The sequence below is a fragment of the Sphingopyxis chilensis genome (assembly GCF_035930445.1).
Taxonomy (GTDB): Bacteria; Pseudomonadota; Alphaproteobacteria; order Sphingomonadales; family Sphingomonadaceae; genus Sphingopyxis; species Sphingopyxis chilensis.
Map to the genome: position 1 here is coordinate 2,200,540 of NZ_CP142394.1, position 23,792 is coordinate 2,224,331.

Annotated in this window: 29 protein-coding genes, 1 tRNA gene and 1 other RNA gene; 12 read left to right on the forward strand and 19 right to left on the reverse strand. The window is 65.5% G+C overall.

Annotated features, from left to right (window positions below; translation table 11 throughout):
- The first annotated feature begins 136 nt into the window (after positions 1-136).
- The 5 genes from VSX79_RS10060 (at position 137) to VSX79_RS10080 (ending at position 2,168) form a co-directional block, all read left to right on the forward strand.
- Positions 137-685, forward strand: a complete 549-nt coding sequence (locus VSX79_RS10060; RefSeq protein WP_326913278.1) for a hypothetical protein — start codon at positions 137-139, stop codon at positions 683-685.
- A gap of 7 nt (positions 686-692) precedes the next feature.
- Positions 693-1,154, forward strand: a complete 462-nt coding sequence (locus VSX79_RS10065; RefSeq protein WP_179495786.1) for a phage holin family protein — start codon at positions 693-695, stop codon at positions 1,152-1,154.
- Positions 1,138-1,527 (forward strand): hypothetical protein, encoded by a 390-nt coding sequence (locus VSX79_RS10070; protein ID WP_326913279.1) that lies wholly within the window; start codon positions 1,138-1,140, stop codon positions 1,525-1,527. Before VSX79_RS10065 ends, VSX79_RS10070 begins: the two co-directional genes overlap by 17 nt.
- Complete coding sequence (locus VSX79_RS10075) at positions 1,511-1,870, forward strand: hypothetical protein (protein ID WP_179497332.1); 360 nt, start codon at positions 1,511-1,513, stop codon at positions 1,868-1,870. The genes VSX79_RS10070 and VSX79_RS10075 overlap by 17 nt, the downstream gene beginning before the upstream one ends.
- Before the next feature lie 82 nt (positions 1,871-1,952).
- Positions 1,953-2,168, forward strand: coding sequence for a DUF4170 domain-containing protein (locus tag VSX79_RS10080; protein ID WP_168953058.1), 216 nt, complete (start codon positions 1,953-1,955; stop codon positions 2,166-2,168).
- A gap of 116 nt (positions 2,169-2,284) precedes the next feature.
- Here the strand turns inward: VSX79_RS10080 and VSX79_RS10085 are convergent, their stop codons facing one another.
- From VSX79_RS10085 to VSX79_RS10095, 3 genes are all read right to left on the reverse strand, one after another.
- Complete coding sequence (locus VSX79_RS10085; protein ID WP_179495783.1) at positions 2,285-2,563, reverse strand: ETC complex I subunit; 279 nt, start codon at positions 2,561-2,563, stop codon at positions 2,285-2,287.
- Positions 2,564-2,631: 68 nt separating this feature from the next.
- Positions 2,632-5,097 (reverse strand): ATP-dependent helicase HrpB, encoded by a 2,466-nt coding sequence (gene hrpB, locus VSX79_RS10090; protein WP_326913280.1) that lies wholly within the window; start codon positions 5,095-5,097, stop codon positions 2,632-2,634.
- Positions 5,098-5,122: 25 nt separating this feature from the next.
- The gene (locus VSX79_RS10095; protein ID WP_179495779.1) at positions 5,123-6,136 is read right to left on the reverse strand and encodes a polyprenyl synthetase family protein; all 1,014 of its coding nucleotides are present in this window, start codon (positions 6,134-6,136) and stop codon (positions 5,123-5,125) included.
- Between the two features lie 108 nt (positions 6,137-6,244).
- On the opposite strand from VSX79_RS10095, the gene VSX79_RS10100 reads away from it, so the two are divergent.
- Positions 6,245-6,532 carry a chorismate mutase gene (locus VSX79_RS10100; RefSeq protein WP_179495777.1) on the forward strand — a complete coding sequence of 96 codons (288 nt, stop codon included), beginning with the start codon at positions 6,245-6,247 and terminating at the stop codon, positions 6,530-6,532.
- On the forward strand, positions 6,529-7,224 hold the full coding sequence (locus VSX79_RS10105; protein ID WP_326913281.1) for a glutathione S-transferase N-terminal domain-containing protein: 696 nt from the start codon (positions 6,529-6,531) through the stop codon (positions 7,222-7,224). Before VSX79_RS10100 ends, VSX79_RS10105 begins: the two co-directional genes overlap by 4 nt.
- Before the next feature lie 157 nt (positions 7,225-7,381).
- Here the strand turns inward: VSX79_RS10105 and VSX79_RS10110 are convergent, their stop codons facing one another.
- The 11 genes from VSX79_RS10110 to VSX79_RS10160 form a co-directional block, all read right to left on the reverse strand.
- Positions 7,382-8,686: a sensor histidine kinase gene (locus VSX79_RS10110; protein ID WP_179497330.1), complete on the reverse strand. Its 1,305-nt coding sequence runs from the start codon at positions 8,684-8,686 to the stop codon at positions 7,382-7,384.
- Between the two features lie 105 nt (positions 8,687-8,791).
- A complete protein-coding gene (locus VSX79_RS10115) occupies positions 8,792-9,454 on the reverse strand; it encodes a response regulator transcription factor (RefSeq protein WP_037557905.1) in 663 nt (220 codons plus the stop codon).
- Positions 9,455-9,570: 116 nt separating this feature from the next.
- Complete coding sequence (locus VSX79_RS10120) at positions 9,571-9,879, reverse strand: PepSY domain-containing protein (protein WP_179495773.1); 309 nt, start codon at positions 9,877-9,879, stop codon at positions 9,571-9,573.
- A gap of 87 nt (positions 9,880-9,966) precedes the next feature.
- A tRNA-Val gene (locus tag VSX79_RS10125) sits at positions 9,967-10,041 on the reverse strand.
- Between the two features lie 161 nt (positions 10,042-10,202).
- Positions 10,203-10,475 carry an HU family DNA-binding protein gene (locus VSX79_RS10130; protein WP_037510426.1) on the reverse strand — a complete coding sequence of 91 codons (273 nt, stop codon included), beginning with the start codon at positions 10,473-10,475 and terminating at the stop codon, positions 10,203-10,205.
- A gap of 168 nt (positions 10,476-10,643) precedes the next feature.
- Positions 10,644-13,040: an endopeptidase La gene (lon, locus tag VSX79_RS10135; protein WP_179495771.1), complete on the reverse strand. Its 2,397-nt coding sequence runs from the start codon at positions 13,038-13,040 to the stop codon at positions 10,644-10,646.
- Between the two features lie 124 nt (positions 13,041-13,164).
- A complete protein-coding gene (locus VSX79_RS10140) occupies positions 13,165-13,500 on the reverse strand; it encodes a YbaB/EbfC family nucleoid-associated protein (protein WP_058803723.1) in 336 nt (111 codons plus the stop codon).
- Positions 13,497-15,200: a DNA polymerase III subunit gamma/tau gene (locus tag VSX79_RS10145; protein ID WP_407697216.1), complete on the reverse strand. Its 1,704-nt coding sequence runs from the start codon at positions 15,198-15,200 to the stop codon at positions 13,497-13,499. Before VSX79_RS10145 ends, VSX79_RS10140 begins: the two co-directional genes overlap by 4 nt.
- Positions 15,201-15,243: 43 nt before the next feature.
- Positions 15,244-15,341: signal recognition particle sRNA small type (gene ffs / locus VSX79_RS10150), an RNA gene on the reverse strand.
- 128 nt (positions 15,342-15,469) lie between these two features.
- Positions 15,470-16,030, reverse strand: a complete 561-nt coding sequence (locus VSX79_RS10155; RefSeq protein WP_179495767.1) for a peroxiredoxin — start codon at positions 16,028-16,030, stop codon at positions 15,470-15,472.
- A gap of 152 nt (positions 16,031-16,182) precedes the next feature.
- Positions 16,183-16,560 carry a glycine zipper 2TM domain-containing protein gene (locus VSX79_RS10160; protein WP_179495765.1) on the reverse strand — a complete coding sequence of 126 codons (378 nt, stop codon included), beginning with the start codon at positions 16,558-16,560 and terminating at the stop codon, positions 16,183-16,185.
- A 165-nt stretch (positions 16,561-16,725) separates the two neighbouring features.
- Here VSX79_RS10160 and VSX79_RS10165 point away from each other — a divergent pair, with 165 nt between their 5' ends.
- Together VSX79_RS10165 and VSX79_RS10170 are read left to right on the forward strand one after the other, a co-directional pair.
- Positions 16,726-17,568 (forward strand): TauD/TfdA dioxygenase family protein, encoded by an 843-nt coding sequence (locus VSX79_RS10165; RefSeq protein ID WP_326913282.1) that lies wholly within the window; start codon positions 16,726-16,728, stop codon positions 17,566-17,568.
- 51 nt (positions 17,569-17,619) lie between these two features.
- Positions 17,620-18,081, forward strand: a complete 462-nt coding sequence (locus VSX79_RS10170; RefSeq protein WP_179495760.1) for a host attachment family protein — start codon at positions 17,620-17,622, stop codon at positions 18,079-18,081.
- Here the strand turns inward: VSX79_RS10170 and VSX79_RS10175 are convergent, their stop codons facing one another.
- Complete coding sequence (locus VSX79_RS10175; protein ID WP_326913283.1) at positions 18,082-18,747, reverse strand: lysoplasmalogenase family protein; 666 nt, start codon at positions 18,745-18,747, stop codon at positions 18,082-18,084.
- A 78-nt stretch (positions 18,748-18,825) separates the two neighbouring features.
- Here VSX79_RS10175 and trmFO point away from each other — a divergent pair, with 78 nt between their 5' ends.
- On the forward strand, positions 18,826-20,172 hold the full coding sequence (gene trmFO, locus VSX79_RS10180) for a methylenetetrahydrofolate--tRNA-(uracil(54)-C(5))-methyltransferase (FADH(2)-oxidizing) TrmFO (RefSeq protein WP_179495757.1): 1,347 nt from the start codon (positions 18,826-18,828) through the stop codon (positions 20,170-20,172).
- 76 nt (positions 20,173-20,248) lie between these two features.
- Here trmFO and VSX79_RS10185 read toward each other — a convergent pair whose 3' ends face one another.
- Positions 20,249-20,716 carry an EF-hand domain-containing protein gene (locus VSX79_RS10185; protein ID WP_179495754.1) on the reverse strand — a complete coding sequence of 156 codons (468 nt, stop codon included), beginning with the start codon at positions 20,714-20,716 and terminating at the stop codon, positions 20,249-20,251.
- A 132-nt stretch (positions 20,717-20,848) separates the two neighbouring features.
- Between VSX79_RS10185 and VSX79_RS10190 the strand changes: the two genes are divergently transcribed.
- Positions 20,849-21,754 carry a hydrogen peroxide-inducible genes activator gene (locus tag VSX79_RS10190; RefSeq protein ID WP_179495752.1) on the forward strand — a complete coding sequence of 302 codons (906 nt, stop codon included), beginning with the start codon at positions 20,849-20,851 and terminating at the stop codon, positions 21,752-21,754.
- A 93-nt stretch (positions 21,755-21,847) separates the two neighbouring features.
- On the forward strand, positions 21,848-22,417 hold the full coding sequence (locus VSX79_RS10195) for a hypothetical protein (protein WP_326913284.1): 570 nt from the start codon (positions 21,848-21,850) through the stop codon (positions 22,415-22,417).
- Between the two features lie 49 nt (positions 22,418-22,466).
- Here the strand turns inward: VSX79_RS10195 and VSX79_RS10200 are convergent, their stop codons facing one another.
- From VSX79_RS10200 to pgsA, 3 genes are read right to left on the reverse strand one after another with little or no spacing between them, the layout of a single operon-like run.
- Positions 22,467-22,907, reverse strand: coding sequence for a molybdenum cofactor biosynthesis protein MoaE (locus tag VSX79_RS10200; RefSeq protein WP_179495748.1), 441 nt, complete (start codon positions 22,905-22,907; stop codon positions 22,467-22,469).
- Positions 22,904-23,161: a MoaD/ThiS family protein gene (locus VSX79_RS10205; protein ID WP_179495746.1), complete on the reverse strand. Its 258-nt coding sequence runs from the start codon at positions 23,159-23,161 to the stop codon at positions 22,904-22,906. Before VSX79_RS10205 ends, VSX79_RS10200 begins: the two co-directional genes overlap by 4 nt.
- 10 nt (positions 23,162-23,171) lie before the next feature.
- Entirely contained in the window at positions 23,172-23,744 is a 573-nt protein-coding gene (gene pgsA, locus VSX79_RS10210) for a CDP-diacylglycerol--glycerol-3-phosphate 3-phosphatidyltransferase (protein ID WP_179495744.1), read from the reverse strand.
- Positions 23,745-23,792: the final 48 nt, after the last annotated feature.

The following is a 23,792-nucleotide window of genomic DNA, read 5'->3' on the forward strand; positions in this document are numbered from 1 at the left end:
AGGGTGACGTTAGTGCAACCGCTGCATAGGAATTTTGCGCGGGGATGGAACCATTAGGCGCGCCTTGCTATATATCTAGCAGGACCAAGAGAGGTTGCCCGCCCGCGCGGCGCCCGACACGACAGAAGAGGACTAAATGATGGCCAAAGCCGCTACTCCCGCGACGAAGAAAGCCGCAGCTCCCCGTCCCAAGGCACCCGCGAAGCCGGCAGCCACCAAGGCCGCGCCCGCCCGCAAGCCCGCCACCGTGAAGGCCGCCAAGGACCATCCGATCCGCGACCAGCTCGCCGCGACGCGCGAGACCATCAAATCCGAAGCCTCCAAGAAGGCGGCGTCGCTGAAGCAGGAAGCGACGACGCTCAAGAACCAGGCCTCGACTAAGGCGCGCGACGCCGCGACCAAGGGCAAGGACAAGGCGGCCGAAGCCGTCGGCAGCCTCGCCAAGTTGCTCGAGGACAGCGCCGGCACCGTCGACAGCAAATTCGGCAAGCAATATGGCGACTATGCCCGATCGGCGGCTTCGACCGTCGCCGGCCTCGCCACCACACTCGACAAGAAGGATCTCGACGAGCTCGCCGCATCGACCCGCGACATGGTCAAGAAGAACCCTGCGATCGCCGTCGGCGCTGCCACGGTGATCGGCTTCGTGCTCGCCCGCATGCTCAAGGGCAACTCCAACGATTGACAGGACCTTGGCATCTTCCGATCCAAACATCCCGTCGCCCGATGAGCATCGCTTTGACGGCATAAGTCACGGCTATGCGCCGGATGGACGCCCCGTTGCGCCGCCTCCCGTTCCGCTGGAAAAGATTGTCGGCGATGTCGTCGACAATCTATCGGCCACGGCGAAGGCAGAGCTTGCCCTGCTCGAGGCACGCGGCGAACTGGCGCTGCATGGAACGACATGGACCGCAGCATGGGGCACGATCGCCGCATGCGCCTTGGGCATCGCGATGCTGGCACTCGCCTTTGGCGCAATCCTCGCGCTCGCACCACATGTCGGGCCGTTCGCCGCGACCTTGATCGTCGTGGCCGTTCTGCTGGTCGTGGCGGGCTTCGCCGGCTGGCGCGCCCATCGCAGCTATGGCGACATTCGGACCGCGCTCCGTCGCGACCTGACCAATGAGGGGATCGACGATGGCGCGGATGCGTAATCGCCTGATCGCGGCGGCGCGACGCTCGATGCTCCAGCGCGGCGAACTGTACCGGCGGCTCGACGTCGCGAAAGCCGCGCTCCGACCCGCCGCGCTCGTCCATCGCGGCAAATATCGCATCGGCGAAAAGGTCGATGACGCCGCGCATGCGGTGCAGCAGCAATTTCGCGACAACCGCCTGCCGATCGCGATCGCCGCCGCGGCGGGCCTCGCGTGGATGCTGCGCGAGCCGATCAGGGAACATGCGCCGCGCCTGGTGAAGAAGATCCAGGACCTGGCGACAGACGTCGCCGATCATTTTCGCTCTGCCGATGAACCTGCGGACGAGAATGACATCGAAAATGTGGAGGAAGATGATGAAGCCGTTCGGTGAAACCGCGCGCGAAACGCGTGCAAAAGCGAGTGAACTTGCGGAGAAAACCGCCGAAAACGCGCGCCTGACCGCCGAAGCGGCGAAGGCACGCATCCAGGACGGCTATGGCCGTGCCCGCGCTGCGACCGAGGAATTCGCCGCAAAGGCTGGCGAACAGGCCGGCATCGCGCGCGAAGCCGCCGGCGAAGCGTATGAAAAGGGCAAGGTTCAGGCCAAGCGTGCGAACAGCAAGCTGAAGGACGTAGCCGAAAAGCAGCCGCTCGCGCTCGTCGCCGGGGCCGTCGCGATCGGCGCCCTTCTCGGTTCGCTGCTGCCCAAGGGCGTTCGCAAGGACGAGGAGTGAGCTGTACTTGCCGTTAGGGCAAAGCACTGGTAGGGCGCGCGCCATTCTCCCCTCCCCGCGCTAACCCGCAAGGAAAGCAGCCATGAGCAAATTGCACCTCGTGTTCGGCGGACGCGTCAGCGATCCGCAGGGTCTCGATTTCGTCGACCTCGCCAACCTCGATGTCGTCGGCCTCTATCCCGACTATAAATCGGCCGAAAAGGCGTGGCGCAGCGCCGCACAGCGCACGGTCGACGATGCCGAAATGAAATATGTTGTCGTCCATCTGCACAAGCTGTTGCAGCCGGACGCCGAGTAACCAATCCCGTCATTGCGAGAAGCGCAGCGACGCGGCAATCCAGAGTAGCTTAAACCGCCCTGGATTGCTTCCCCCGTCTTTCGCCGGGGTCGTAATGACGAGCTTTTGCCTAAAACTTAGCGGAAATTGTCGGCGTAGGCCTGAATTTTCAGGCGGCGCTCGGGGGTCGGCATGACCTCGACCTCGATCCCGTTCTTTTGAGCATAAGCGACCGCCGCTTCGCGGCTCGCAAAACCCAGGCGCAGCTGGCGCTGCGTATCGCCGCTACCCGCCCAGCCCATCAGCGGGTCGGCCTTGCGCGCTTCGGCAGGCGCGAATTCCAGCATCCAGCGCTGCGTCCCGGCGCGGCCCGACTGCATGGCATTCTTGGGCTTCTGGAAGATACGCGCTTTCATCGGGGTCGTCCTGTCAACTGGGGCCTGTGCCGCCGCCTTAGCGGCAAGCGGCGTCCGCGAAAAGGGGCCTATTGCGCATCGCGCCGCGCCTGCGCCGCTTTGGTGAGCAGGGTCGGGCGCGCCGCCGCGGGATCGTCGGGCCAGCTATGCTTGGGATAGCGCCCGCGCATCTCGCGCGCGACATCGTGCCAGCTCCCGCTCCAGAAGGATTCGATGTCGCGCGTCGTCTGGATCGGCCGGTGCGCGGGCGAGGTGAGCGCAAGGACCAGCGGCACCGGCGGGTCACCGACCGCCGGGTGGCGCGCGAGCCCGAAAAGTTCCTGCACGCGCACGCTGACCGTCGGCCCGCCATCGGCGCCATAGTCGATCGGGTGCCGGCTGCCCGCCGGGGTCGCATAATCGGCGGGGGCATGTTTTTCGAGCAATTTCCGGGCGGGCCAGTCGAGCAGGCCCATCAGCGCGTCGGCGAGCCTGCGGTCGCCGATGTCGCGCAGTCCGCGGCAGCCGGTGAGCAACGGTTCGAGCCAGATTTCGAGGCTATCGCCGAGCGCACTGGTGGACAGCGCATCGAGCCCGGCGAAGGATGCCCGCTGGCGCAGCGCCTGCGACACCGGCCCCCAGCCGATCAGCCCGAGCCCCTTGCCCCGCACCGCTTCCATCCGCACCGCGACATCGTCCTCGGCATTTTCGCCGCGGCCCGCCTGCCCGCTCGTCAGCGCGATCGCGCCGAGCCGCCGCTCGCGGCGATGATCGACGCGGTCGTTCGCGGCGTCATAGCTGCTCGCCGAATGCTGGACGATGCGATCGGCGAACAGCGCCTCGACCTCGGCCCCCGCGATCGGCGCCGCGGATAGGATACGCACCCCCGCCGCATGTCCCTGCGCATCGGCGATCGCGAGCCATTCGCTGCCCGCAAGCGGATCGACCGGGTCGATGCGATAGGCGCGGCCGCCGACGCTCAGATATTCGCCGCGCTGTCCCGCGCGCTGCCGCGCGACGCGGTCGGGCCATGCGGTCGCGATCCAGCCGCCGATCGAGCGCGGCAGCATGTCGCCCGCCCCCGACGCCAGTTTCTCGCCGATCGTTGCGAACCGCCGCGCAAGGCGCCACGCGCCCTCCGAGCGTTCATTGCGCTGCCCGCGCCAGCGCCCAAGCCGCGCCTCGACATCGACCCCGCGGCCGCCGAGTCCGGGCTCGGTGAGCAGTACCGCGAGCCGACCGGCCATCTCGCCCTCGCCCGCACGCGCCGCGTCGAGCAGCATGTGCGCGAGCGGCACCGGCAGCGGGATCGCGGCGAGTGCCTTGCCGTGCGCGGTGATCCGGCCATCGTCGGCGAGCGCGCCGATCGCCTGCAACCGCGTCTTCGCTTCGGCAATCGCGGCGGGTGACGGCGGGTCGAGCCAGCCCAATTGGCGCGGATCGACGATCCCCCAGCTCGCGCAGTCGAGCACCACCGGCATCAGGTCATTCTCGTGGATTTCGGGCGGATCGAACGGCGGCATGCCCGCGGTCGCCGCCGCTTCCCACAGGCGATAGGCGACGCCCGGCCCCTGCCGCGCCGCGCGGCCCGCGCGCTGCGTCGCCGACGCCTGGCTCGCGCGTTCGGTCACGAGGCGGGCGATGCCGGCCGCCTTGTCGAAGCGCGGGCGCCGCGACAGGCCGGCGTCGATGACGATGCGCACGCCGTCGATCGTCAGGCTGGTTTCGGCGATGCTCGTCGCGAGGATCAACTTGCGCCGCCCCTCCTCATCGCGGAGGAGCGCCTTGCGCTGGAGCGCCGGATCGATCTGGCCGTGGAGGCGATGGAGGGCGAGCGGCAGGCGTGCGTCCTCGACCGCCGTCGCCGCGCGTTCGATGTCGGCCGCGCCGGGCAGGAAGGCGAGGATGTCGCCTTCGGCTTCGTCGGCGAGCGCCTGCCGCACCGCCGCGAGCACCGACGCTTCGAGCCGGTCTTCGGCGCGCCGGCCGATATGGCGGAGATCGAGCGGCCAGATCTTGCCTTCGCTCTTCACCACCGGCGCATTGCCCAGCAAGGCCCCGAAACGCGCGCCGTCGAGCGTTGCCGACATGGCAACGATGCGGAGGTCGTCGCGGAGCCCCTGCTGCGCGTCGATCGCCAGCGCCAGCGCGAAATCGCCGTCGAGACTGCGTTCGTGGACCTCGTCGAACAAGACCGCCGACACGCCCTGAAGCTCCGGGTCGGCGAGGATGCGGTTGCGGAAGAGCCCCGGCGTCATCACCAGCAGCCGCGTCGCCGCCGACTGCTTGCTGTCGAGCCGCGTCGCATAGCCGACGCGCCCGCCGACCGCCTCGCCCATCTCCTCGGCGATCCGTTCGGCCGCACCGCGCGCCGCGAGGCGGCGCGGCGAGAGCAGCCACACCGCCCCCGTGCACCAAGGCTGGTCGAGCAGCGCGGGGGCGACACGCGTCGTCTTGCCTGCGCCCGGCGGCGCGACGACGACGGCGTTGGGCTTGAGCACCAGCGCCGCCATGATATCGGGCAGCACGGCATCGATCGGCAGCGAAACGGTCATCGGATCGCTTCTGTCCCCGGAACGCTCAATAAGCGCGCGCGACCGCGAATGCGACCGCTTCGGTCAGCGCCGATTTCGCCTGGCTGGCGCGGAAGCCGCCGATCGCGTCAACCGCGCGCTGTCCATAATGACGCGCGCGTGCGAGCGTGTCGATGATCGTATCATGTTTGTGGAGCAGCGACGTCGCGTAGGCGAGATCTTCATCCGAGGTCCGGTGGCCGACGATCGCCTGCTTCCAGAATTCACGTTCCTCGGCACTGCCGCGGGCGTATGCGAGGATGACAGGCAAGGTGACCTTGCCGTCGCGAAAATCGTCGCCGACGCCCTTCCCCATCGTTTCGGCGTCCGAAACATAATCGATCGCATCGTCGACGAGCTGGAAGGCTATGCCGAGATTGCGCCCATAAGCGTCGAGCGCGGCTTCGGTCGCCTCGTCGCGCTCGGCAACCACCGCGGCGATCTTGCACGCGGCGGCGAACAGTTCGGCGGTCTTCGCGTTGATGATTGCGAGATACTGATCCTCGCTCGTCTCGATCCGTCGCTGCGCCGAGAGCTGGTTGACCTCGCCCTCGGCGATCACCGCCGACGCGCGCGACAGGATCTTGAGCACCTTGAGCGAACCGTCCTCGACCATCACCTCGAACGCGCGGCTGAACAGGAAGTCGCCGACGAGCACCGAGGCGCTGTTGCCCCAGATCATGTTCGCGGTCTTGCGGCCGCGACGCAGGTCCGACTTGTCGACGACATCGTCGTGGAGCAGGGTCGCAGTGTGGATGAACTCGACCGCTGCGGCGAGCTTGCAATGCCGCCGCCCCGGATAGTCGAGCAGCTTGCCGCACGCCAATGTCAGCATCGGGCGCATCCGCTTGCCGCCGCCTGCGATCAGATGCCCCGCAAGTTCGGGGATCAATGGCACTTCGGACTGCATCCGGTCGAGAATGACCGAATTCACCTCGTTCATGTCGGCGGCGACGAGCGCCATCATCGGGTCGAGCGAGGGCGGACGGTCGCCGTGCAGCTGGTGGATTTCGGCAGTCATGACGGGGCGACCCTTGGCTGGAGGGCCACAAATTTGCAACGACTTTCGGCTTGCATGACGCCCCCCGCCGGTGCCAAGCGTGCCGGAGCTAAGAGGAGCCGCGTACCCATGGACGATCAGCTGAGCCGTTACCGTCAGAGCATCGACAATATCGACGCGGCGCTCGTCTATATGCTCGCCGAGCGGTTCAAGGTGACCAAGGCGGTCGGCGAACTGAAGGCACGCGAAGGCCTGCCCCCCGCCGACCCCGGCCGCGAGGAGCGCCAGATCGAACGGCTGCGTGCGCTGGCCCGCGACGCCGACCTCGACCCCGATTTCACCGAGAAGTTCCTGCGCTTCATCATCGACGAGGTGATCCGCCATCACCAGCAGGCAAAGCGCGAGCAGAGCGCATGACCCTCGATCACCCGATCTTCGCGCGCTGGCCCGCACAGCATCCGGACCGGCTCCAGCTTTTTTCGGCGCCGACGCCGAACGGCGTGAAGGTGGGGATCATGCTCGAAGAGACGGGCCTTCCCTATGAACCGCACCGGATCGATATCATGGCGAACGAAAGCCATGACCCGGCGTTCCTCGCGCTCAATCCGAACGGCAAGATCCCGGCGATCTACGACCCCGCGGGGCCCGGCGGAAAGCCGCTCGCCCTGTTCGAATCGGGCGCGATCCTGATCTATCTCGCCGACAAGAGCGGACGGTTCCTTTCGGCCGATCCCGCGATGCGTTATGAGACGATCCAGTGGGTGATGTGGCAGATGGGCGGCGTCGGCCCGATGTTCGGCCAGCTCGGCTTCTTCCACAAATTCGCCGGCCGTGAATATGAGGACAAGCGCCCGCGCGACCGCTACGCGGCCGAATCGGCGCGGTTGCTCGGCGTGCTCGACGCGCGGCTCGAGGACCGGGCATGGATCATGGGCGATGATTACAGCATCGCCGACATCTCCCTGCTCGGCTGGGTTCGCAACCTGATCGGTTTTTACGAAGCACGCGAGATCGTCGGGTTCGATCGCTTTGCGCATGTCCAGCGCTGGCTGGATGCGGGGCTCGCACGGTCAGGCGTGCAGCGCGGATTGGACGTGACGGCGGCCTGACGTCGGGTTTCGACCTAAGGCTGCCCGATCTATCATCGTCATCCCGGACTTGATCCGGGATCCATGGACGCAACGGTAGCTGTTGACCCCGGATCAAGTCCGGGGTGACGAAGGTGAGTTACGCACCGTCCGCTCCCCACCCCAAAGCAACCGGCCCCTACCCCGCCGGTAGCCGCAGCCGGACGAGCAATCCGCCCAGATCCTCGCTCTCTTCCAGCACAATATTGCCACCGTAAATCTCCGCGACGTCGCGCACGATCGCAAGTCCGAGTCCGGTGCCGGGCTTGCCGCTGTCGAGCCGCACGCCGCGGTCGAAGATTCGCGACCGGTCGGCGGGCGAGATGCCGGCGCCATCGTCCTCGACCAGTATCTCGGCCATATCGCCTGCGCGCCCGATCGTGACGAAGATGCTGCCGCCGCCATATTTCGCGGCATTTTCGAGCAGATTGCCGATGAGTTCGTCGAGGTCCTGCCGCTCGACGCGCGCGATGAGGTCCTTGTCACCCGCGGCATCGAGCCGCACGTCGGGGTAGAGCGCGGCGACCGCGCGCGAGACGCTTTCGACGCTGTCGCGCACCACCGCGCGCGCCTGCGCCGCGCCGCGTCGTCCGACGGCGCGCGCGCGCGCAAGGTGATGGTCGACCTGCCGCTGCATCGTCGCCGCCTCACGCCGCACCGTTTCGGCAAGCTCGCTATTCGAACTGGTTGCGCTGTTGACGAGGACGGTGAGCGGCGTCTTCAGCGCGTGGGCGAGGTTGCCTGCGTGAAGCCGCGCCTCCTCGGCCTGTTTCTCGTTATGCGCGAGCAGCGCGTTGAGTTCGTCGACCATGGGCTGCACCTCAAGCGGCAGGGGCGCATCGACCCGGCGGTTCTGCCCGCCGCGCATCGCCGCGATCGCGCGGCGGATATGGCGCAGCGGCCAGAGGCCGTAGAAGGTCTGGAGCGCCGCGAGGATGATGAGGCCGAGCCCGAGCAGCGCGAGGCTGGGGATCAGCGTCTGCCGGACCGCGCTGACCTGTGCATCGAGCGCCTCGCGCGACTGCGCGATCTGGTACCGCCAGTTGGTCCTGCTTCCCGGCAGGATGACATTGCGTTCGAGCACCCGCAATTCCTCGTCGGGAAACTGGTTGCTGTCATAGGTGTGGATCTGGTTATCAATATGCGGCGCCGGCGCCTTCAGCGTCCGTTCCCACAGCGAACGCGAGCGATAGGGTTCCTGGTTGCCGCCGCTGATCTGCCAATAGAGGCCGCTGTACGGTTCGAGGAAACGCTGGTCGCCGAGCGGCTCGATCAGCCGCACCTCCCCGTCGGGCCCGATCTCCGACGAGCGGATCATCGCGATCAGCACATATTCGAGGCCCGAATCGAAATTGCGCGTGATCGCGGTCTTCAGCACCTGATCGAGCGCAAAACCGCCGCCGATCAGCAGCACCGAAATCCAGAGCGCCGCAATCGCGATCATGCGCCGCGCCAGCGAGCCCGTGATCCGTTTCGACGTGGCTAGGGGCTTGGTTGCCGCGTCCGGGCCGGTTTCGACCGCCGGGGCGACGTCGGCCTTTGACATGGTCTATTGCGGATCGTCGAGTTGGTAGCCCAGCCCGCGGATCGTCGTGATGATATCGGCGCCAAGCTTTTTGCGAATGCGCGTGACGAACACCTCGATCGTATTCGAATCGCGGTCGAAATCCTGATCGTAGATATGCTCGATCAGTTCGGTGCGCGACACGACCTTGCCCTTGTGGTGGAGCAGATAGGACAGCAATTTATATTCCTGCGCGGTCAGCTTCACCGGCTCTCCGGCGAGCGTGACGCGGCCCGACCGCGTGTCGAGGCGAACGTCGCCCGCGATCAACTCGCTCGACGCGTTGCCCGAAGCGCGGCGGATCAGCGCGCGCAGCCGCGCGATCAATTCCTCGGTCTGGAAGGGCTTTGCCAGATAGTCGTCGGCACCCGCATCCAGCCCGGCCACCTTGTCGGACCAGCTGTCGCGCGCGGTCAGGACGAGCACCGGAAAATTCCGCTTTTCGCGGCGCCAGCGGTCGAGCACGGTCAGCCCGTCGATTTCGGGGAGGCCGAGATCGAGGATCGCCGCGTCATAGGTTTCGGTCGAACCCAGGAAATGCCCGTCCTCGCCATCGGTCGCGAGATCGACGGCATAACCCGCCCCCTCCAGCGTCGCCTTGAGCTGCGGGCCCAGCGTGGGTTCGTCCTCGACAATCAAAATCCGCATTCAGGCGCCTTTCCTTTGCGAAACCGAACAGGACGGCCGCATGTTTCGACTGTGTATCAAGTCCGAACGTTCATCGCAAAATCTCGTTGCGACGAAACGTGCGGGCTCTGGAATTGTCAGGGTTTGCGGCCGACGATCCGGCCGGTGCGGGCATCGACATAGACGACGACGACCTGGCTGCCGTCCATGAACTTGAGCTTGTAGATCATCCGCCCGGCATCGAACTGCGGTCCGCCAAGATAGGTCATGTCGTCATAGGGCGGGCGCGAACGGATGTCGGCGATCAGCTTGCCCAGCGGCACCACCTGTCCCTGTGCGGCCGCCTGACGCAGATGGTCCTGGTCGCGATCGCCGCGGGCGATCGCGGGCGACCCTGCCGACAGGAGCAGGGCGGAGATCATCGAAAGGGTCAGGGTGCGGGTCATGGCCGTTTCTCTAACGCGAAAGCATTGAATAGGCGATGAATGGGCGGGTCAGCCCCGGTATTGGTTCCGCCACGGCCCGTGGGGCCATGGTGGGCGCGACAGGGATTGAACCTGTGACCCCACCCGTGTGAAGGGTGTGCTCTACCGCTGAGCTACGCGCCCGTTCCGACCTGAACCGGGGTCCAAGCTTCGAAAGCCGGACGTCCATAGCCGCTGCGGCGATGATTGCAACGGGCATTTGCTCGATCTTCACGCACAAATACAAATCGGGCCGCAGCTTGCGCCGCGGCCCGAGATGTTTTTACCAAAAGGCGCGGGCCAACTTAGTTGACGGCGTCCTTGAGGGCCTTGCCGGCCTTGAACTTCGGCTGGTTCGACGCCGCGATGGTCATCGTTTCGCCGGTGCGCGGGTTGCGACCGGTCGATGCCTTGCGCTTGCTGACCGCGAAGGTGCCGAAGCCGACGAGACGGACTTCGCCGCCCTTCTTCAGCGAACCCGTGATCGCGTCGAAGACGGCTTCCACGGCCTTGCTGGCATCACCCTTGGTCAGGCCGCTCGAATCGGCGACGGCGGCGATCAGGTCTTGTTTGTTCATGCCTAAGGAACCCCTGCATTATGGTTGAATGATTCTCATGGCCCGAAGCCATGGCGCGCCACTAACGATGTTTGCCCCTGTCTTGTCAAAGCAAAAAAGGGCGAAAAACGTCCCAAAACATCGATTTTGCGACGAATTTGGGGTGAAACGCCATCAAGCGGCGGCCCCTTAGTGCCGAATCGCCGTTTCGGGGTCGCTTCCGGGGTGTACCGGCGGCGACGCGGCGAGCTCGTCGGCCTCGGTCCATTCGATGGGCACGACCGGCGACACCAGCGCCTCGGCCAGCACCTGATCGACATGGCTGACGGGGATGATCTTCAGCCCGCTCGTGATATTCGCCGGGATTTCAACGAGGTCCTTTTCATTTTCCTCGGGGATCAGCACCGTCTTGATGCCGCCGCGCAGCGCGGCGAGCAGCTTTTCCTTGAGGCCCCCGATCGCGAGCACGCGCCCGCGCAGCGTGACTTCGCCGGTCATCGCGACATCGCGGCGGACCGCGATCCCGGTCAGCGTCGAGATCATCGCTGTGACCATGCCGACGCCCGCCGACGGGCCGTCCTTGGGCACCGCGCCTTCGGGCAAATGGATGTGGATGTCCTTGCGCGCGAACAAGCTGGGCTTGATGCCATAGGCGGGCGCGCGCGCCTTCACGAACGACAGCGCCGCCTGAACCGACTCGGTCATTACTTCGCCGAGCTTGCCGGTGGTGCGAACCTGGCCCTTGCCCGACGCGGTAACCGCCTCGATCGTCAGCAATTCGCCGCCGACCTCGGTCCACGCGAGCCCGGTGACAGCACCGACCTGATCCTCGAGGTCGCCCATGCCGTGGCGGAACTTGCGCACGCCCGCGAATTCAGAGAGGTTTTCCGGCGTAACAGTGACGCTGGTCGCCTTGCCTTCGAGGATACGGCGCAGCGCCTTGCGCGCCAGCCGCGCAATCTCGCGCTCGAGCGTACGAACGCCCGCTTCGCGGGTGTAATAGCGGATCAGGTCGCGCAGTCCCTCTTCGGTCAGCTCGAACTCGCCGTCTTTCAGACCGTGTGCCTCGACCTGCTTGGCGATCAGGTGAAGCTTGGCGATCTCGACCTTCTCGTCCTCGGTATAGCCTTCGAGCCGGATGATCTCCATGCGGTCGAGCAGCGGCTGCGGCAGGTTGAGCGAGTTGGCCGTGGTCACGAACATCACGTCCGACAGATCGACATCGACCTCCAGATAATGATCCTGGAACTTGCCATTCTGTTCTGGGTCGAGCACCTCGAGCAGCGCCGAGGCGGGATCGCCGCGGAAATCCTGGCCAAGCTTGTCGATTTCGTCGAGCAGGAACAGCGGGTTCATCGTGCCGGCCTTTTTGAGGTTGGTCACGATCTTGCCCGGCAGCGAGCCAATGTAGGTACGGCGGTGGCCGCGGATTTCGGCCTCGTCACGCACGCCGCCCAGCGACTGGCGCACGAATTCGCGGCCCGTCGCCTTCGCGATGCTGCGGCCGAGCGAGGTCTTGCCGACGCCCGGAGGGCCGACGAGGCAAAGGATCGGGCCCTTCAGCTTGTTGGTGCGTGCCTGCACGGCGAGATATTCGACGATCCGGTCCTTGACCTTTTCGAGCGCATAATGGTCGTCGTCGAGGACAGCCTGCGCCTTGGCGATATCCTTTTTGAGCTTCGACTTCTTGCCCCACGGCAGGCCGATCAGCGTGTCGAGATAGTTGCGCACGACGGTGGCTTCGGCCGACATCGGCGCCATCGCGCGCAGCTTCTTGAGCTCCGCCTGCGCCTTCGCCTTGGCTTCCTTCGACATTTTGAGGCTGTCGATCTTGAGCTGCAACTCGGCGAGGTCGTCGCCGCCCTCGCCATTGTCGTTGCCGAGCTCGCGCTGGATCGCCTTCAACTGTTCGTTGAGATAATATTCGCGCTGGCTCTTTTCCATCTGGCGCTTCACGCGGCCGCGGATCTTCTTTTCGACCTGCAGCACGCCAAGCTCGCCCTCCATGAAGGCGAAAACCATTTCGAGCCGCTTCGACGGCGCATCCTCGACGAGCAAGGCCTGCTTGTCCGAGACCTTGATGTTGAGATTGCCCGCAACCGAATCGGCGAGACGCGAGGCGTCCTCGATCTGCGACAGCTGCACCGCGGTTTCGGCGGGCATCTTCTTGTTGAGCTTGGCGTAATTTTCGAACTGGTCGACGACGGAGCGCATCAGCGCGGCGGTGTCGACGCTGTCGTCGGCGGTGTCGGCGATCGGCTTGACGCTCGCCATCACGGCCTTGTCTTCGGTGGCGAGGCCGAGCAGCTTCGCGCGCTCCTTGCCCTCGACCAGCACGCGGACGGTGCCGTCGGGCAGCTTCAGCAGCTGAAGCACCGTCGCGATCACGCCGACGTCGTAGAGATCGTCGCGCTGCGGATCGTCTTCGCCCGGATCGAGCTGGGCGACGAGGAAGATTTCCTTGTCGCTTTCCATCGCGGCTTCGAGCGCGGCGACCGAACGGTCGCGGCCGACGAACAGCGGCACGATCATGTGCGGGAAAACGACGATGTCACGCAGCGGAAGAAGGGGATAAGATTGCGTCATTACGGCTCCTGGACGGGCCCCGCGACCGGGCGCACCGCCCTTCTTATAGGTGGTTCGTCGCTAATATGGCGTAACTTCGCACGCATTCAATGTCGCTGCGCTGAACAGCGTGGTCAAAGCCCGCTCAGAACGGCAGCTTGAAACCCGGGGGGAGCGGCAGGCCGCTTGTCATCTTGCCCATTTCTTCGTTGCTCGCGGCATCGGCCTTTTCGCGCGCGTCGTTGAACGCGGCGGCAAGCAAATCCTCGAGCATCTGCTTGTCGGCGGGAACGATCAGGCTGTCATCGATGTGGATCGCCTTGATGCGGCCTTTGGCGGTCGCGGTGATCTTGACGAGCCCGCCGCCCGAGACGCCTTCGACCTCGACGCTGTCGAGCTTCGCCTGCGCCTCCTGCATCTGAGCCTGCACGGTGGCGGCCGCCTCCTGCGCCGCCTTCATCATTTCTTCGATCGATTTCATGGGTTCGACCTATGGCGGTTGTCGTCGTCCTCGACAAGCCTTGCATCGGGAAAAGCGGCCAGGGCGGCCTTTACGACGGGCAATTCGCGAATCCGCGCGTCATTGTCGGCGAGCTTCGCAGCCTTCATTTGCCCGAGACTCGGGCGCGCATCGCCTTCGCCGACGCGAACCTGCCAGCGGCTTCCCGTCTCCTTGAGCAGCACCTCGCCCAGCTTGCGCGCAAAATCGCCGTCGAGCGCGGGCGCCGGCGCATAAACGATCAAGCCGGGTTCGAGTTCGAGAAGCTGGAGATGATCATAAACTTGCAGCGCAAGCTGATGATTACCCGAGCTTTCGAGAAGCTGATGGATCTGCGCGATCGTCAGCGCCGAAGCGGGAGTTTCGGCTGCTGGCGCGTCGACCGGCTGCGCGGCGGCGGTGTCGCCCTGCGCCGCGGGCGCTGCGGGAGCGACCATCGGCGTCGTCGGCAGGCCACCCTTTTCGAGCAGCTTCGCAAGCTCGCCCGGATCGGGCATCGACGCGGCATAGATGACGCGCAGCAGCAGCATTTCGAGATGTTCGAGCGGGTTGTTCGCGCGCAGCACCTCGTCATGCCCCTTGAGCAAGAGCTGCCAGAGGCGGTTCAACGGCGCAAAACCGAGTTTCTGCGCCCAGTCGCCGATGCGTTCGCGATCCGATGCGGCGAGCGCGGGGTCGTCGTGGCGCGATACCTTGGCAAGCGTGATCGCATGGGTCAGGTCCATGAGGCCGCGCACCATCGCGACGGGCTCGATCCCGAGCGCATATTGCGCCCGCGCCAAGTCGATCGCGCCGCCCGCGTCACCATCGAGGATCGTCGCCATCAACTGCGCGATCGAACTGCGGTCGGAGAGGCCGAGCATGACGCGCACCTGATCGGCGCTGATCTTGCCGCCGCCGTCGAGGTCGGCGTGCGCGATCGCCTGATCGAGAATCGACAGGCCGTCGCGCACCGAGCCTTCGGCGGCATTGGCGATCAGCCAGATCGCGGGCGCCTCGGCCTCGACGCCCTCTTTCTGCAAAATCGAGCTGAAATGCGCGAACAGCATGTCGGGGGTGATGCGGCGAAGGTCGAAGCGCTGGCAGCGCGACAGCACCGTTACCGGCACCTTGTTGACCTCGGTCGTCGCGAACAGGAATTTGACGTGCGGCGGCGGTTCTTCGAGCGTTTTCAGCAGCGCATTGAAGGCATTACGCGACAACATATGCACTTCGTCGATGATGTAGATCTTGTAGCGCGCGGACACTGCGGCATAGCGCACCGCCTCGATGATCTCGCGCACATCGTCGACGCCGGTGTTCGAGGCGGCGTCCATCTCGATCACATCGATATGGCGCCCCTCGGTGATCGCGCGGCACGGTTCGCACACCCCGCACGGGTCGATCGTCGGCCCGCCCTGCCCGTCGGGACCGATACAGTTCAATGCCTTGGCGATCAGGCGCGCGGTCGATGTCTTGCCGACCCCGCGCACCCCGGTCATCAGGAAAGCATGCGCCAGCCGGTCGCGCGCGATCGCATTGCCGAGCGTGCGGACCATCGCATCCTGACCGATCAGTTCGGCGAAGGTTTGCGGGCGATATTTGCGGGCGAGAACGCGGTAAGGGCCGCTCGATGCCTGCGGCGTCACCTCGGGCAAGTCCATTCCCAGCATCGGGGTATCGTCGTCGGCGGAATCATCCATGGCCCCGTCTTAGGGGCGCGTCGCTGTCTTGTCGAAGGGGGAAATGGGTGGGAGCCGGAACGACCCGCAGCGAATTCGTTGCGGCTGCTTCCTTCCGGACCTGACCGGGTTGGCGAAGACTGCGTCCGCCCGACTCCCGCGGCGCATATGGCGGCAGACGAGTCCAAATGCAAGATCGACGCGATCAACCGCCAAGATGCCGGCTTGGGGTGGGAAGCGGACACGGCAAATAGATGAAAGAGGGGCCGTTTCCGATCGTATCGCGACGCTCAGCGCCGCCGCGCCTTCCACGCACGCACCGCCGCCATCGTCTTTTCGACATGCGCCTGCGGCTTGCTGTCGGTGTAGCTGAGCAGGATCGTCCCGTTCGGCGCGATGACATAGGATGTCCGGTTCGACAACATCGACCCGTCGGGGCGCTGCATCGTCGAATCATATTTCGCCGCGACCTTCGCGCCCGGGTCGGCGGCGACGGCGAATTTGTCGCGGCATTCGGATTTCGAAAATTCGGCGACGCGCTCGATATTGCCCGCGGTCACGCCGACGACGCGCGCGCCCAGCCTGTTGAAATCGTCGCTCGCCTCGGCGAACAGATGCGCCTCCATCGTGCAGCCGGGGGTGAAGGCGGCGGGGAAGAAATAGAGCACGACCGGCCCCTTCTTCAGCGTCTGCTTCAGCGACAGGCTGAACGGCTTGCCCCCCTGCGCGGCGTTCAGCGTAAAATCGGGCGCCTTCGCGCCTTGCTTGAGCGCGGCGATGCCCTGCGGCGCGATAACGGCCAGCGACAGGCCCAGGCCGGCCGCCACCGCGAATTTTGCCGGGAATTTCATCAGCGGCCTCCACACGAACGGCGGGACTATTTTCCGCCGGGAGCCATTCTACTGCCTTATTCGCATACCGCAATCGCCCGACCGGCTGGCGCGCGCCGCCACGACCCCTCGGGTCCCTGCGGCGCACGCCAGCCGGCGGTGGTCATCGCCGATCAGCAGCGGCGGCCGCCGCGATCGATCTCGCGGCCGAGCAGCGCGCCCGCGGCGCCGCCGATGATCGTGCCGGGCAGGCGGTCGCCATAACGGTCGACCTCGCGGCCTAGCAGGGCGCCTGCGGCACCCCCGACGATCAGGCCGGTGGTTCCGCTGCCGCGCCGGCAATAATAGCGGCGGTCCCCGCGATAATGGTTGCGCCGGTAATCGCGGCGATGGTCGCGGCGATAGTCGCGCCGGTAATCGCGGTAATCGCCGCGGTCGCCATAATAGCCATGGCGGTGGTGCCGGTCGCGCGCCTCCGCCTCGGCGGGCAATGCCGCTACGGTGCTGGCGCCGATCAACGCCGCCAACGCCAGTTTCTTGAACAGGACCATCTGTCTTCTCCGTCTTGTCCCCCGCGGATCAGATTAGGGCCGCAAAGATGGCGCCCCGCTGAACTGCCGTTACCCCGGCGTGCCGCGCGCATCGGTTCGGCGATCTTTCGGGGCGTTCCGTCGCCCCCGATTGACCCCGCGCGCCGATCGGCGCAGCATCGCGCCATGACGCTCACCATCACTCCCAGCGGCCAGGCGTGCGGCGCGCGTGTCACCGGCGTCGACCTGACGCGGCCGCTCGATCCCGGCACCGTCGCCGAAATTCGCTCGGCGTGGCTCGACCATCATGTTCTCGCCTTTCCGAACCAGAAAATGAACGACGAGGACCTCGAGCGCTTCACCTTTTCTTTCGGCGGCTTCGGCGATGATCCGTTCATCCGGCCGATCCCGGGCCGCGAGCACATCATCGCGGTGAAGCGCGGAGCCCACGAGACCGCGCCGCTCTTCGCCGAAAACTGGCACAGCGACTGGAGCTTTCAGGCCCGCCCGCCTGCGGGCACGTGCCTTTTCGGCATCACCATCCCGGCCGTGGGCGGCAACACCGAATTTTCGAATCAGCACGCCGCGCTCGACGCGATGCCCGTCGATCTCCGCGCTCGCGTCGAGGAGTTGCAGGCGATCCACAGCGCGCGTGCAGGCTATGCGCCGCAGGGGATGTACGGCGCGAAAGACAAGAATCGCAGCATGGATATCCGCTCGGGGGACGAGGCGCTCGAAACGCAGCTTCATCCCTTCATCCGCGCGCATCCCGAGACCGGCCGCCTCGGCCTGTTCGGCTGCGCGGGCTACATCATCGGTTTCGACGGGCTCGACGACGACGAAGCCCTGCCCTTGCTCTACGAACTCATCCAGTGGCAGGGGCGCGAGGAGTTTCGCTATACGCACGTCTGGGAACCCGACATGCTCGTGATGTGGGACAATCGCTCGGTCCTTCATCGCGCGACCGGCGGCTATGACGGCCACGACCGCCTGCTCCACCGCACGACGATCGCAGCGTGGGACGGATAGCGAAACTTCGCACCGGACCCGCGCGTTGCTCACGAAGAAGGAGCAAGAAACATGACTCTCCCCAACAACACCCTCGTCCTCGTCGCCGATGGCCGCAAGGCGCTGTTCCTGCGCAATCAGGGTGACGAGCAACAGATCGACCTGCGCACGGCCTCGCACCGGGAGCGCGAGGATCGCAAGGATAGCGACATCAAGACCGACGCCGCGGGCCGATCGAGCCGTCCGGCCGGTGCCGGGGGCTTTCAGGACACGATGGAGGAACCCGATTTCCACCAGCAGGAAGAGGATCGCTTCGCTCGCGAGCTGGCGGAAAAGGTCAATGCGATGGCGCTCGCCGGCAAGTTCGACGCGCTTGTGGTGATCGCGCCCGCGCGCACGATGGGCGAACTTCGCCCGCTCTGGCACAAGGAGGTCGGCGCGCGCCTCGTCGGCGAGCATGTCAAGGAGATGACCGACCGCCCGATCCCCGATATCGAGGCGTTGCTCGTCGGCGAGGCCGCGCCGCCTTCCTGATCAGGCGCGCGCTTCCTTGGCGAGCGTGCCCACCACGCCCCACGCGATCAGCGCCTGTCCCGCGAAATAGAGCGGCCAGACGAGCCACATGGTGACATCCTTGCCCAGCACCCCGCCCTCGCCCGCGAAGATGAACAGGTCGCTCGCGAGAAACAGCATCGCGCCGATGCCGGTACGATAGCGCGGAAAGCGGCTGGTCCATGCCGCAGCCGCCATCGCCGCGACGAACAGCGAATAGACGGCGGCGTGCCACCAGCCGGCCGCGGGGCTCAGCATGCCCCAGACAATCGCGAGCGTTGCGGGCATCGTCAGCCAGCCGAGCAGGCGCTGCGACGGCGTCGTCTGCGTGCGCCGGTTCATCATATACAGGGCGATGGCGACGACATGCCCCAGCGCAAAGGCCGCCGCACCCGCGACAAGCCCCTTCGCATCGAGCAGATAATCGCCAAGCGCGCCGAACGCGAGGGCCGCCGCGATCAGCCAGCCGCGCCTCTCGCGCGCGTTCGCCGCAGCCCACAGCGCCAGAAAACCGACCCCCGTCGTCTTCCAGGCCCAGATCGCCGGCCCGTCGAGCCGCTGCACCACCGCGAGCATGAAACTGACGCCCCCGGCCAGCGCCAGCAGCCAAAGCCAGCGCGCGCGATCCCAGCCCCGTTCCCCCGTCATAAACCGCCGCCCCTTTGCATCTTGCGTCCAACCGGACTAGTGCGCGCCGAACGAACGGCAAGTCAACGGACACGGTAAATGACGCACGACATTCACATCATCGGCGGCGGCCTCGCGGGTTCCGAAGCCACATGGCAACTCGCCGAGGCCGGCTATCGCGTGCGCCTGTCCGAAATGCGCGGCGGCGGCGACATGACCCCGGCGCATCAGGGCGACACGCTCGCCGAGATGGTCTGCTCGAACAGCTTTCGCAGCGACGACGGCGACAGCAATGCGGTCGGTCTCCTCCACCGCGAGATGCGGGAGCTGGGCTCGATCATCATGCGCGAAGCCGACGCGACGAAAGTTCCCGCCGGATCGGCTCTCGCGGTCGACCGCGACCTCTTCTCGGGCGGCGTGACCAGGGCGCTGGCGGAGCATCCCAACGTCACCATCGTCCGCGAACGCATCGACACGCTGCCGAACGAGGGCCCGACCATCGTTGCCACCGGCCCGCTCACCGCCGCATCGCTGGCGGAAAGCATCGGCGTCGCGACCGGAAAGGACGCGCTCGCCTTTTTCGATGCGATCGCCCCGATCGTTTATCGCGACAGCGTCGACATGGATATCGCCTGGATGGCGAGCCGCTGGGACAAGGTCGGGCCGATCGGCGACGGCAAGGATTACATCAACTGCCCGATGGACAAGGAGCAGTATTACGCCTTCGTCCAGGGGCTGATCGACGGCGACAAGACCGACTTCAAGGACTGGGAAAAGGACACCCCCTATTTCGAGGGCTGCATGCCGATCGAGGTGATGGCCGAGCGCGGCGTCGAAACGCTGCGCTTCGGTCCGATGAAGGGCGTCGGGCTCGACAATCCGCGCACCGGACGCTGGCCCTATGCGGTCGTCCAGCTGCGGCAGGATAATGCGCTCGGCACGCTCTGGAACATGGTCGGATTCCAGACCAAGCTCAAACATTCGGCGCAAGTCGAGCTGTTCCGCACCATTCCGGGGCTCGAAAAGGCCGAATTCGCGCGCCTCGGCGGCCTCCATCGCAACAGCTTCATCCGTTCACCCGAGCTGCTCGACGATCAGCTTCGCCTCAAATCGGCGCCGCATATCCGCTTTGCGGGTCAGATCACCGGCTGCGAAGGCTATGTCGAAAGCGCCGCGATCGGCCTCGTCGCCGCGCGCTTTGCCGCCGCAGAGCTGGGCGGCCGGAGCTTGCTCCCGCCACCGCCCGAAACCGCTCTGGGCGCGCTGCTCGGCCACATCACCGGCGGCGCCGACGCCGCATCCTACCAGCCGATGAACGTCAATTTCGGCCTCTTCCCACCGCTGGCGGAAGATGTCCGCAAGAAGGATCGGAAGCTCGGTTATACGCAGCGCGCCGGGACGAAGCTCGCGGAGTGGATCAAGCAGGCCGAAGGTGTGGCAGCCTGACCCGATGTGATCCCCGGCGAAAGCCTGGTTTCATACCCATGGGCCCCGGCTTTCGCCGGAGATCACCAACCTCGGATCAACAGCTGCACTTCGCTTTCACCGACCGCTTCGGCGCCGTCGTCGCGAACTCGGCGCGGGTCAAATCGCCCGACTTGTCGTTATCGGCTCCGGCGAAGCGATCGCCGGTCGCCACCGCCCATTCCTCGAAAGTCAGCAGATTATTGCCGTCCCGGTCGAGCTTGCGAAACGCCGCGGTGCGCGACGACATCAGCTCGACGCGGCTGATCCTGTCATTGCGGTCGCGGTCGAAGCGGTTGAACCGCCGCTCCTCGCGCGAAGCTTCCTTTGCGGCGGGCAGCGCGGGCGGCGCGGGGCCCCGTTTCGGCGCATTCGCCGCCGCCACGGGAATGGCGGGCAAGGCCGGGGGCGGGTCCGGCAGCACCTCCACTTCGGCGACCTGCGTATAGCCCTTCCACATGAACAGCCCGCCGGTGAGGAGCAGCGCGCTCGCAACGCCGCCGATCAGGAACCGCGAAACCGCCATACGCATCTCCCCCGTTACCGCCCCCTCGCTATCACGGCGCCTTCGGCGCGCCAACAAACGCCGCCATAATGGTTACGAATTATAATCGAAAGGCCCTCTCGAAATTGCTCGAATGATTGCTACATTCGATCAATGCAAAATTACCTCCCCTCGCTGAAGCAGATGCAATATCTCGTCGCGCTCCACGAGCATGGGCATTTCGGCCGCGCCGCCGACGCCTGCAACGTCACCCAGTCGACCTTGTCCGCCGGCATTCGCGAGCTCGAAACCCTGCTCGGCCAGACGCTCGTCGAGCGCACCCGCCGCGTCGTCCGCTTCACCGTGCTCGGCAACGCCATTGTCGAAAAGGCGCACCGCGTGCTCCGCGAGGCCGAGGAACTCGCCGATATGGCGGCCGCCGCCTCGGCTCCGCTCGTCGGCGAGCTGCGGATGAGCGTCATCCCGACGATCGCGCCCTTTCTCCTCCCAGGCCTGCTTCCGCGCCTTCGCAAGGAACGCCCCGCGCTGAAGCTGTTCCTGCGCGAAGAACCGAGCGCGCAGGCGTGCGAGTCGCTGCACCACGGCACCGTCGATTGCGTGCTGCTCGCGCTCCCCTATGCGTGCGGCGATGTCGAGAGCGAGAAATTGTTCGATGACGCGCTGTTCGTCGCCTTTCCCGGCGACCAGAGCGAAGACCTGCCCGCGATGGTCAGCGCCGACCAGCTCGACCCCGCGCAGATGCTGATGCTCGAAGACGGGCATTGCCTGAAGGACCATGTCCTCGCCGCGTGCAACCGCCCCGAGCTGCGCGCGGGCGCACGCATGATGGGCACGTCGCTCCACACGCTCGTGCAGATGGTCGATAACGGCCTCGGCATCACGATGCTGCCGCAAATGGCGATCGAGGCGGGCATCCTCGATCACACCGACATCGATACGCGCCCGCTCGATTCGGAGCACGACTGGCGCACGATCGCGCTCGTCTGGCGCAAGGGCAGCCCGCGCGCCGAGGAGTTCCGCATGCTCGCGGACATTTTCAGGAAGCATCAGGCGAATTAACCGTCCGTTTCATCGGCAGGAAACGACCGGTTGCCGACGTTGACGAAGGCAGCAATATTCCACTGGCAGAGCAATGGATAGGAGAGGAATACGATGGCGATTGATCGTAGAGAAGCGATCGCATTAACGACGGGCCTTGTAGCCGCATCAGCAGTCCAAACTCGCGCTGAGGCATGCACGCAGGTGACGCTGATGTTCTCATCGACAAAACGAGACAACGAGCGAATGATTGAAAAATTTGAAGCGTTGCGCCGTCACTGGAACGAAGACACCTTAGACGAATTTTTTAGCGAGCATTGTATTTCCGGCATTCAAGCCATCTATCGTCTGGACGGGAGGGGGAAATATTGGGGGGGCGCGGCGCCTCTGGCCCCTCTTCATGATCGCTATCCAAAGATAATCGGGGATTTTAGTGGCTATATGTTCCATCCATTTTTCCCCGCAGTGTATTCCATGGGGGCTTTCGAAGCTGGCCCAAATCGACCCCGCCCTGATTACAATTGCGGCACAGGATTATGGCCCCCGGTATTAGCAGTCGGCATGCATTTTAAAGTGGATAGGGCTGCGAGCGGAGCCACCCTCAGCGGTGGGTCAAAAATCGTGACGGGGCTCATGTTTCAAGAAGGTGACGCCATTCGTAGAGCCTTCAATCTGGACATGTAGAGACGGCCGCTTCCCACCCCATATCGGCCGTCCGCTTTCGCCCGATCAGTCAATCCCACCGCTCCGCCCGCGTCTGATCCGTATCACGCTCCTCGACCCACCGAACGCGCCCGTCGGCAAAGCTCTCGCGCTTCCACAGCATCACGTCGGTCTTCAGCCGGTCGATCAGAAACTCGACCGCCGCGAGCGCCTCGGCGCGATGCGGGCTGCTGGCGAGCACGAGCACGATCGTCTCGCCCGACGCCATCGCGCCGACGCGGTGGATCAGCGTCAGTGCCGACAGTTTCCAGCGATCGGACGCTGCGTGAGCGAGCGCGGCGAGCCCCGCTTCGGTCATGTGCGGATGATGCTCGAGGAACAGCTCGGTCAGCCCGTCGCCGCCGCGGACCCGGCCGACAAAACTCGCGCTCGCGCCATGCTCCCCCGCATCGTGCACATCGAATTCGGCGGACACATCGATTGGCGCCGATTGCACGGACACGCGGATCATCCGCCGGTGACCGGCGGAAACAGTGCCACCTCGCGCGCGTCCAACAGCGGAGCGTCGGCGCCGATCATTACGCCGTCGATCGCGGCGCGGATGCGGTGCGGCTCGGCAAACGCCAGCGCGCCGCGCTCGTCGCGCGCGGCCAGCCATCCGATCAGCGCGCCGACGTCGCCGATGCCCGCCGGCACGTCGACCACTTCATCGGCCACCCCCATCCGTTCGCGGACCCACGAAAAATAGGCTATGTTCAGCGCCATCGGCCCGGCCTCAATCCATATGCTTCAGGCCGACGCGCAGATAATCCCAGCCGGTGATCAGCGTCAGCACCGCGGCGCCCCACAGCGAGACGAGCCCGACGCTCTTGATCCAGACCATCGCGGGCAAGGCGCCCGCCAGGATCAGCGCGCCGAATGCGACGAGCTGAAAGGTCGTCTTCCACTTCGCGAGCTGCGTCACCGGCATCGACACCTGCAGCGTCGCCAGGAATTCGCGCAGCCCCGACACGATGATCTCGCGCAGCAGGATCATCAGCGCCGCAATGACGTGATAACCCGCAATGTCGCGCGTGAAGACGAGCAACAGAATGACCGCCGCGATCATGATCTTGTCGGCGATCGGATCGAGAAAGGCGCCCAGCCGCGACACGATCCCGCGCGAGCGTGCAACATAGCCGTCAAAATAGTCGGTAATGCCCATCAGGCAGTAAAGACCGAAGGCGAGCGCATAGTCGATCGGCTTGGGCTGGTGCGATCCCTCGACCACCCCCGGCCACAGCAGGAAAAGCAGGATGGGAACCGCCAGGATCCGCGAAAGGGTCAGGATGTTGGGAAGGCTGAGCATGATCCCCGTCGATATAAGCGGTCCAAAATGACCTTTGACCGTATCCGC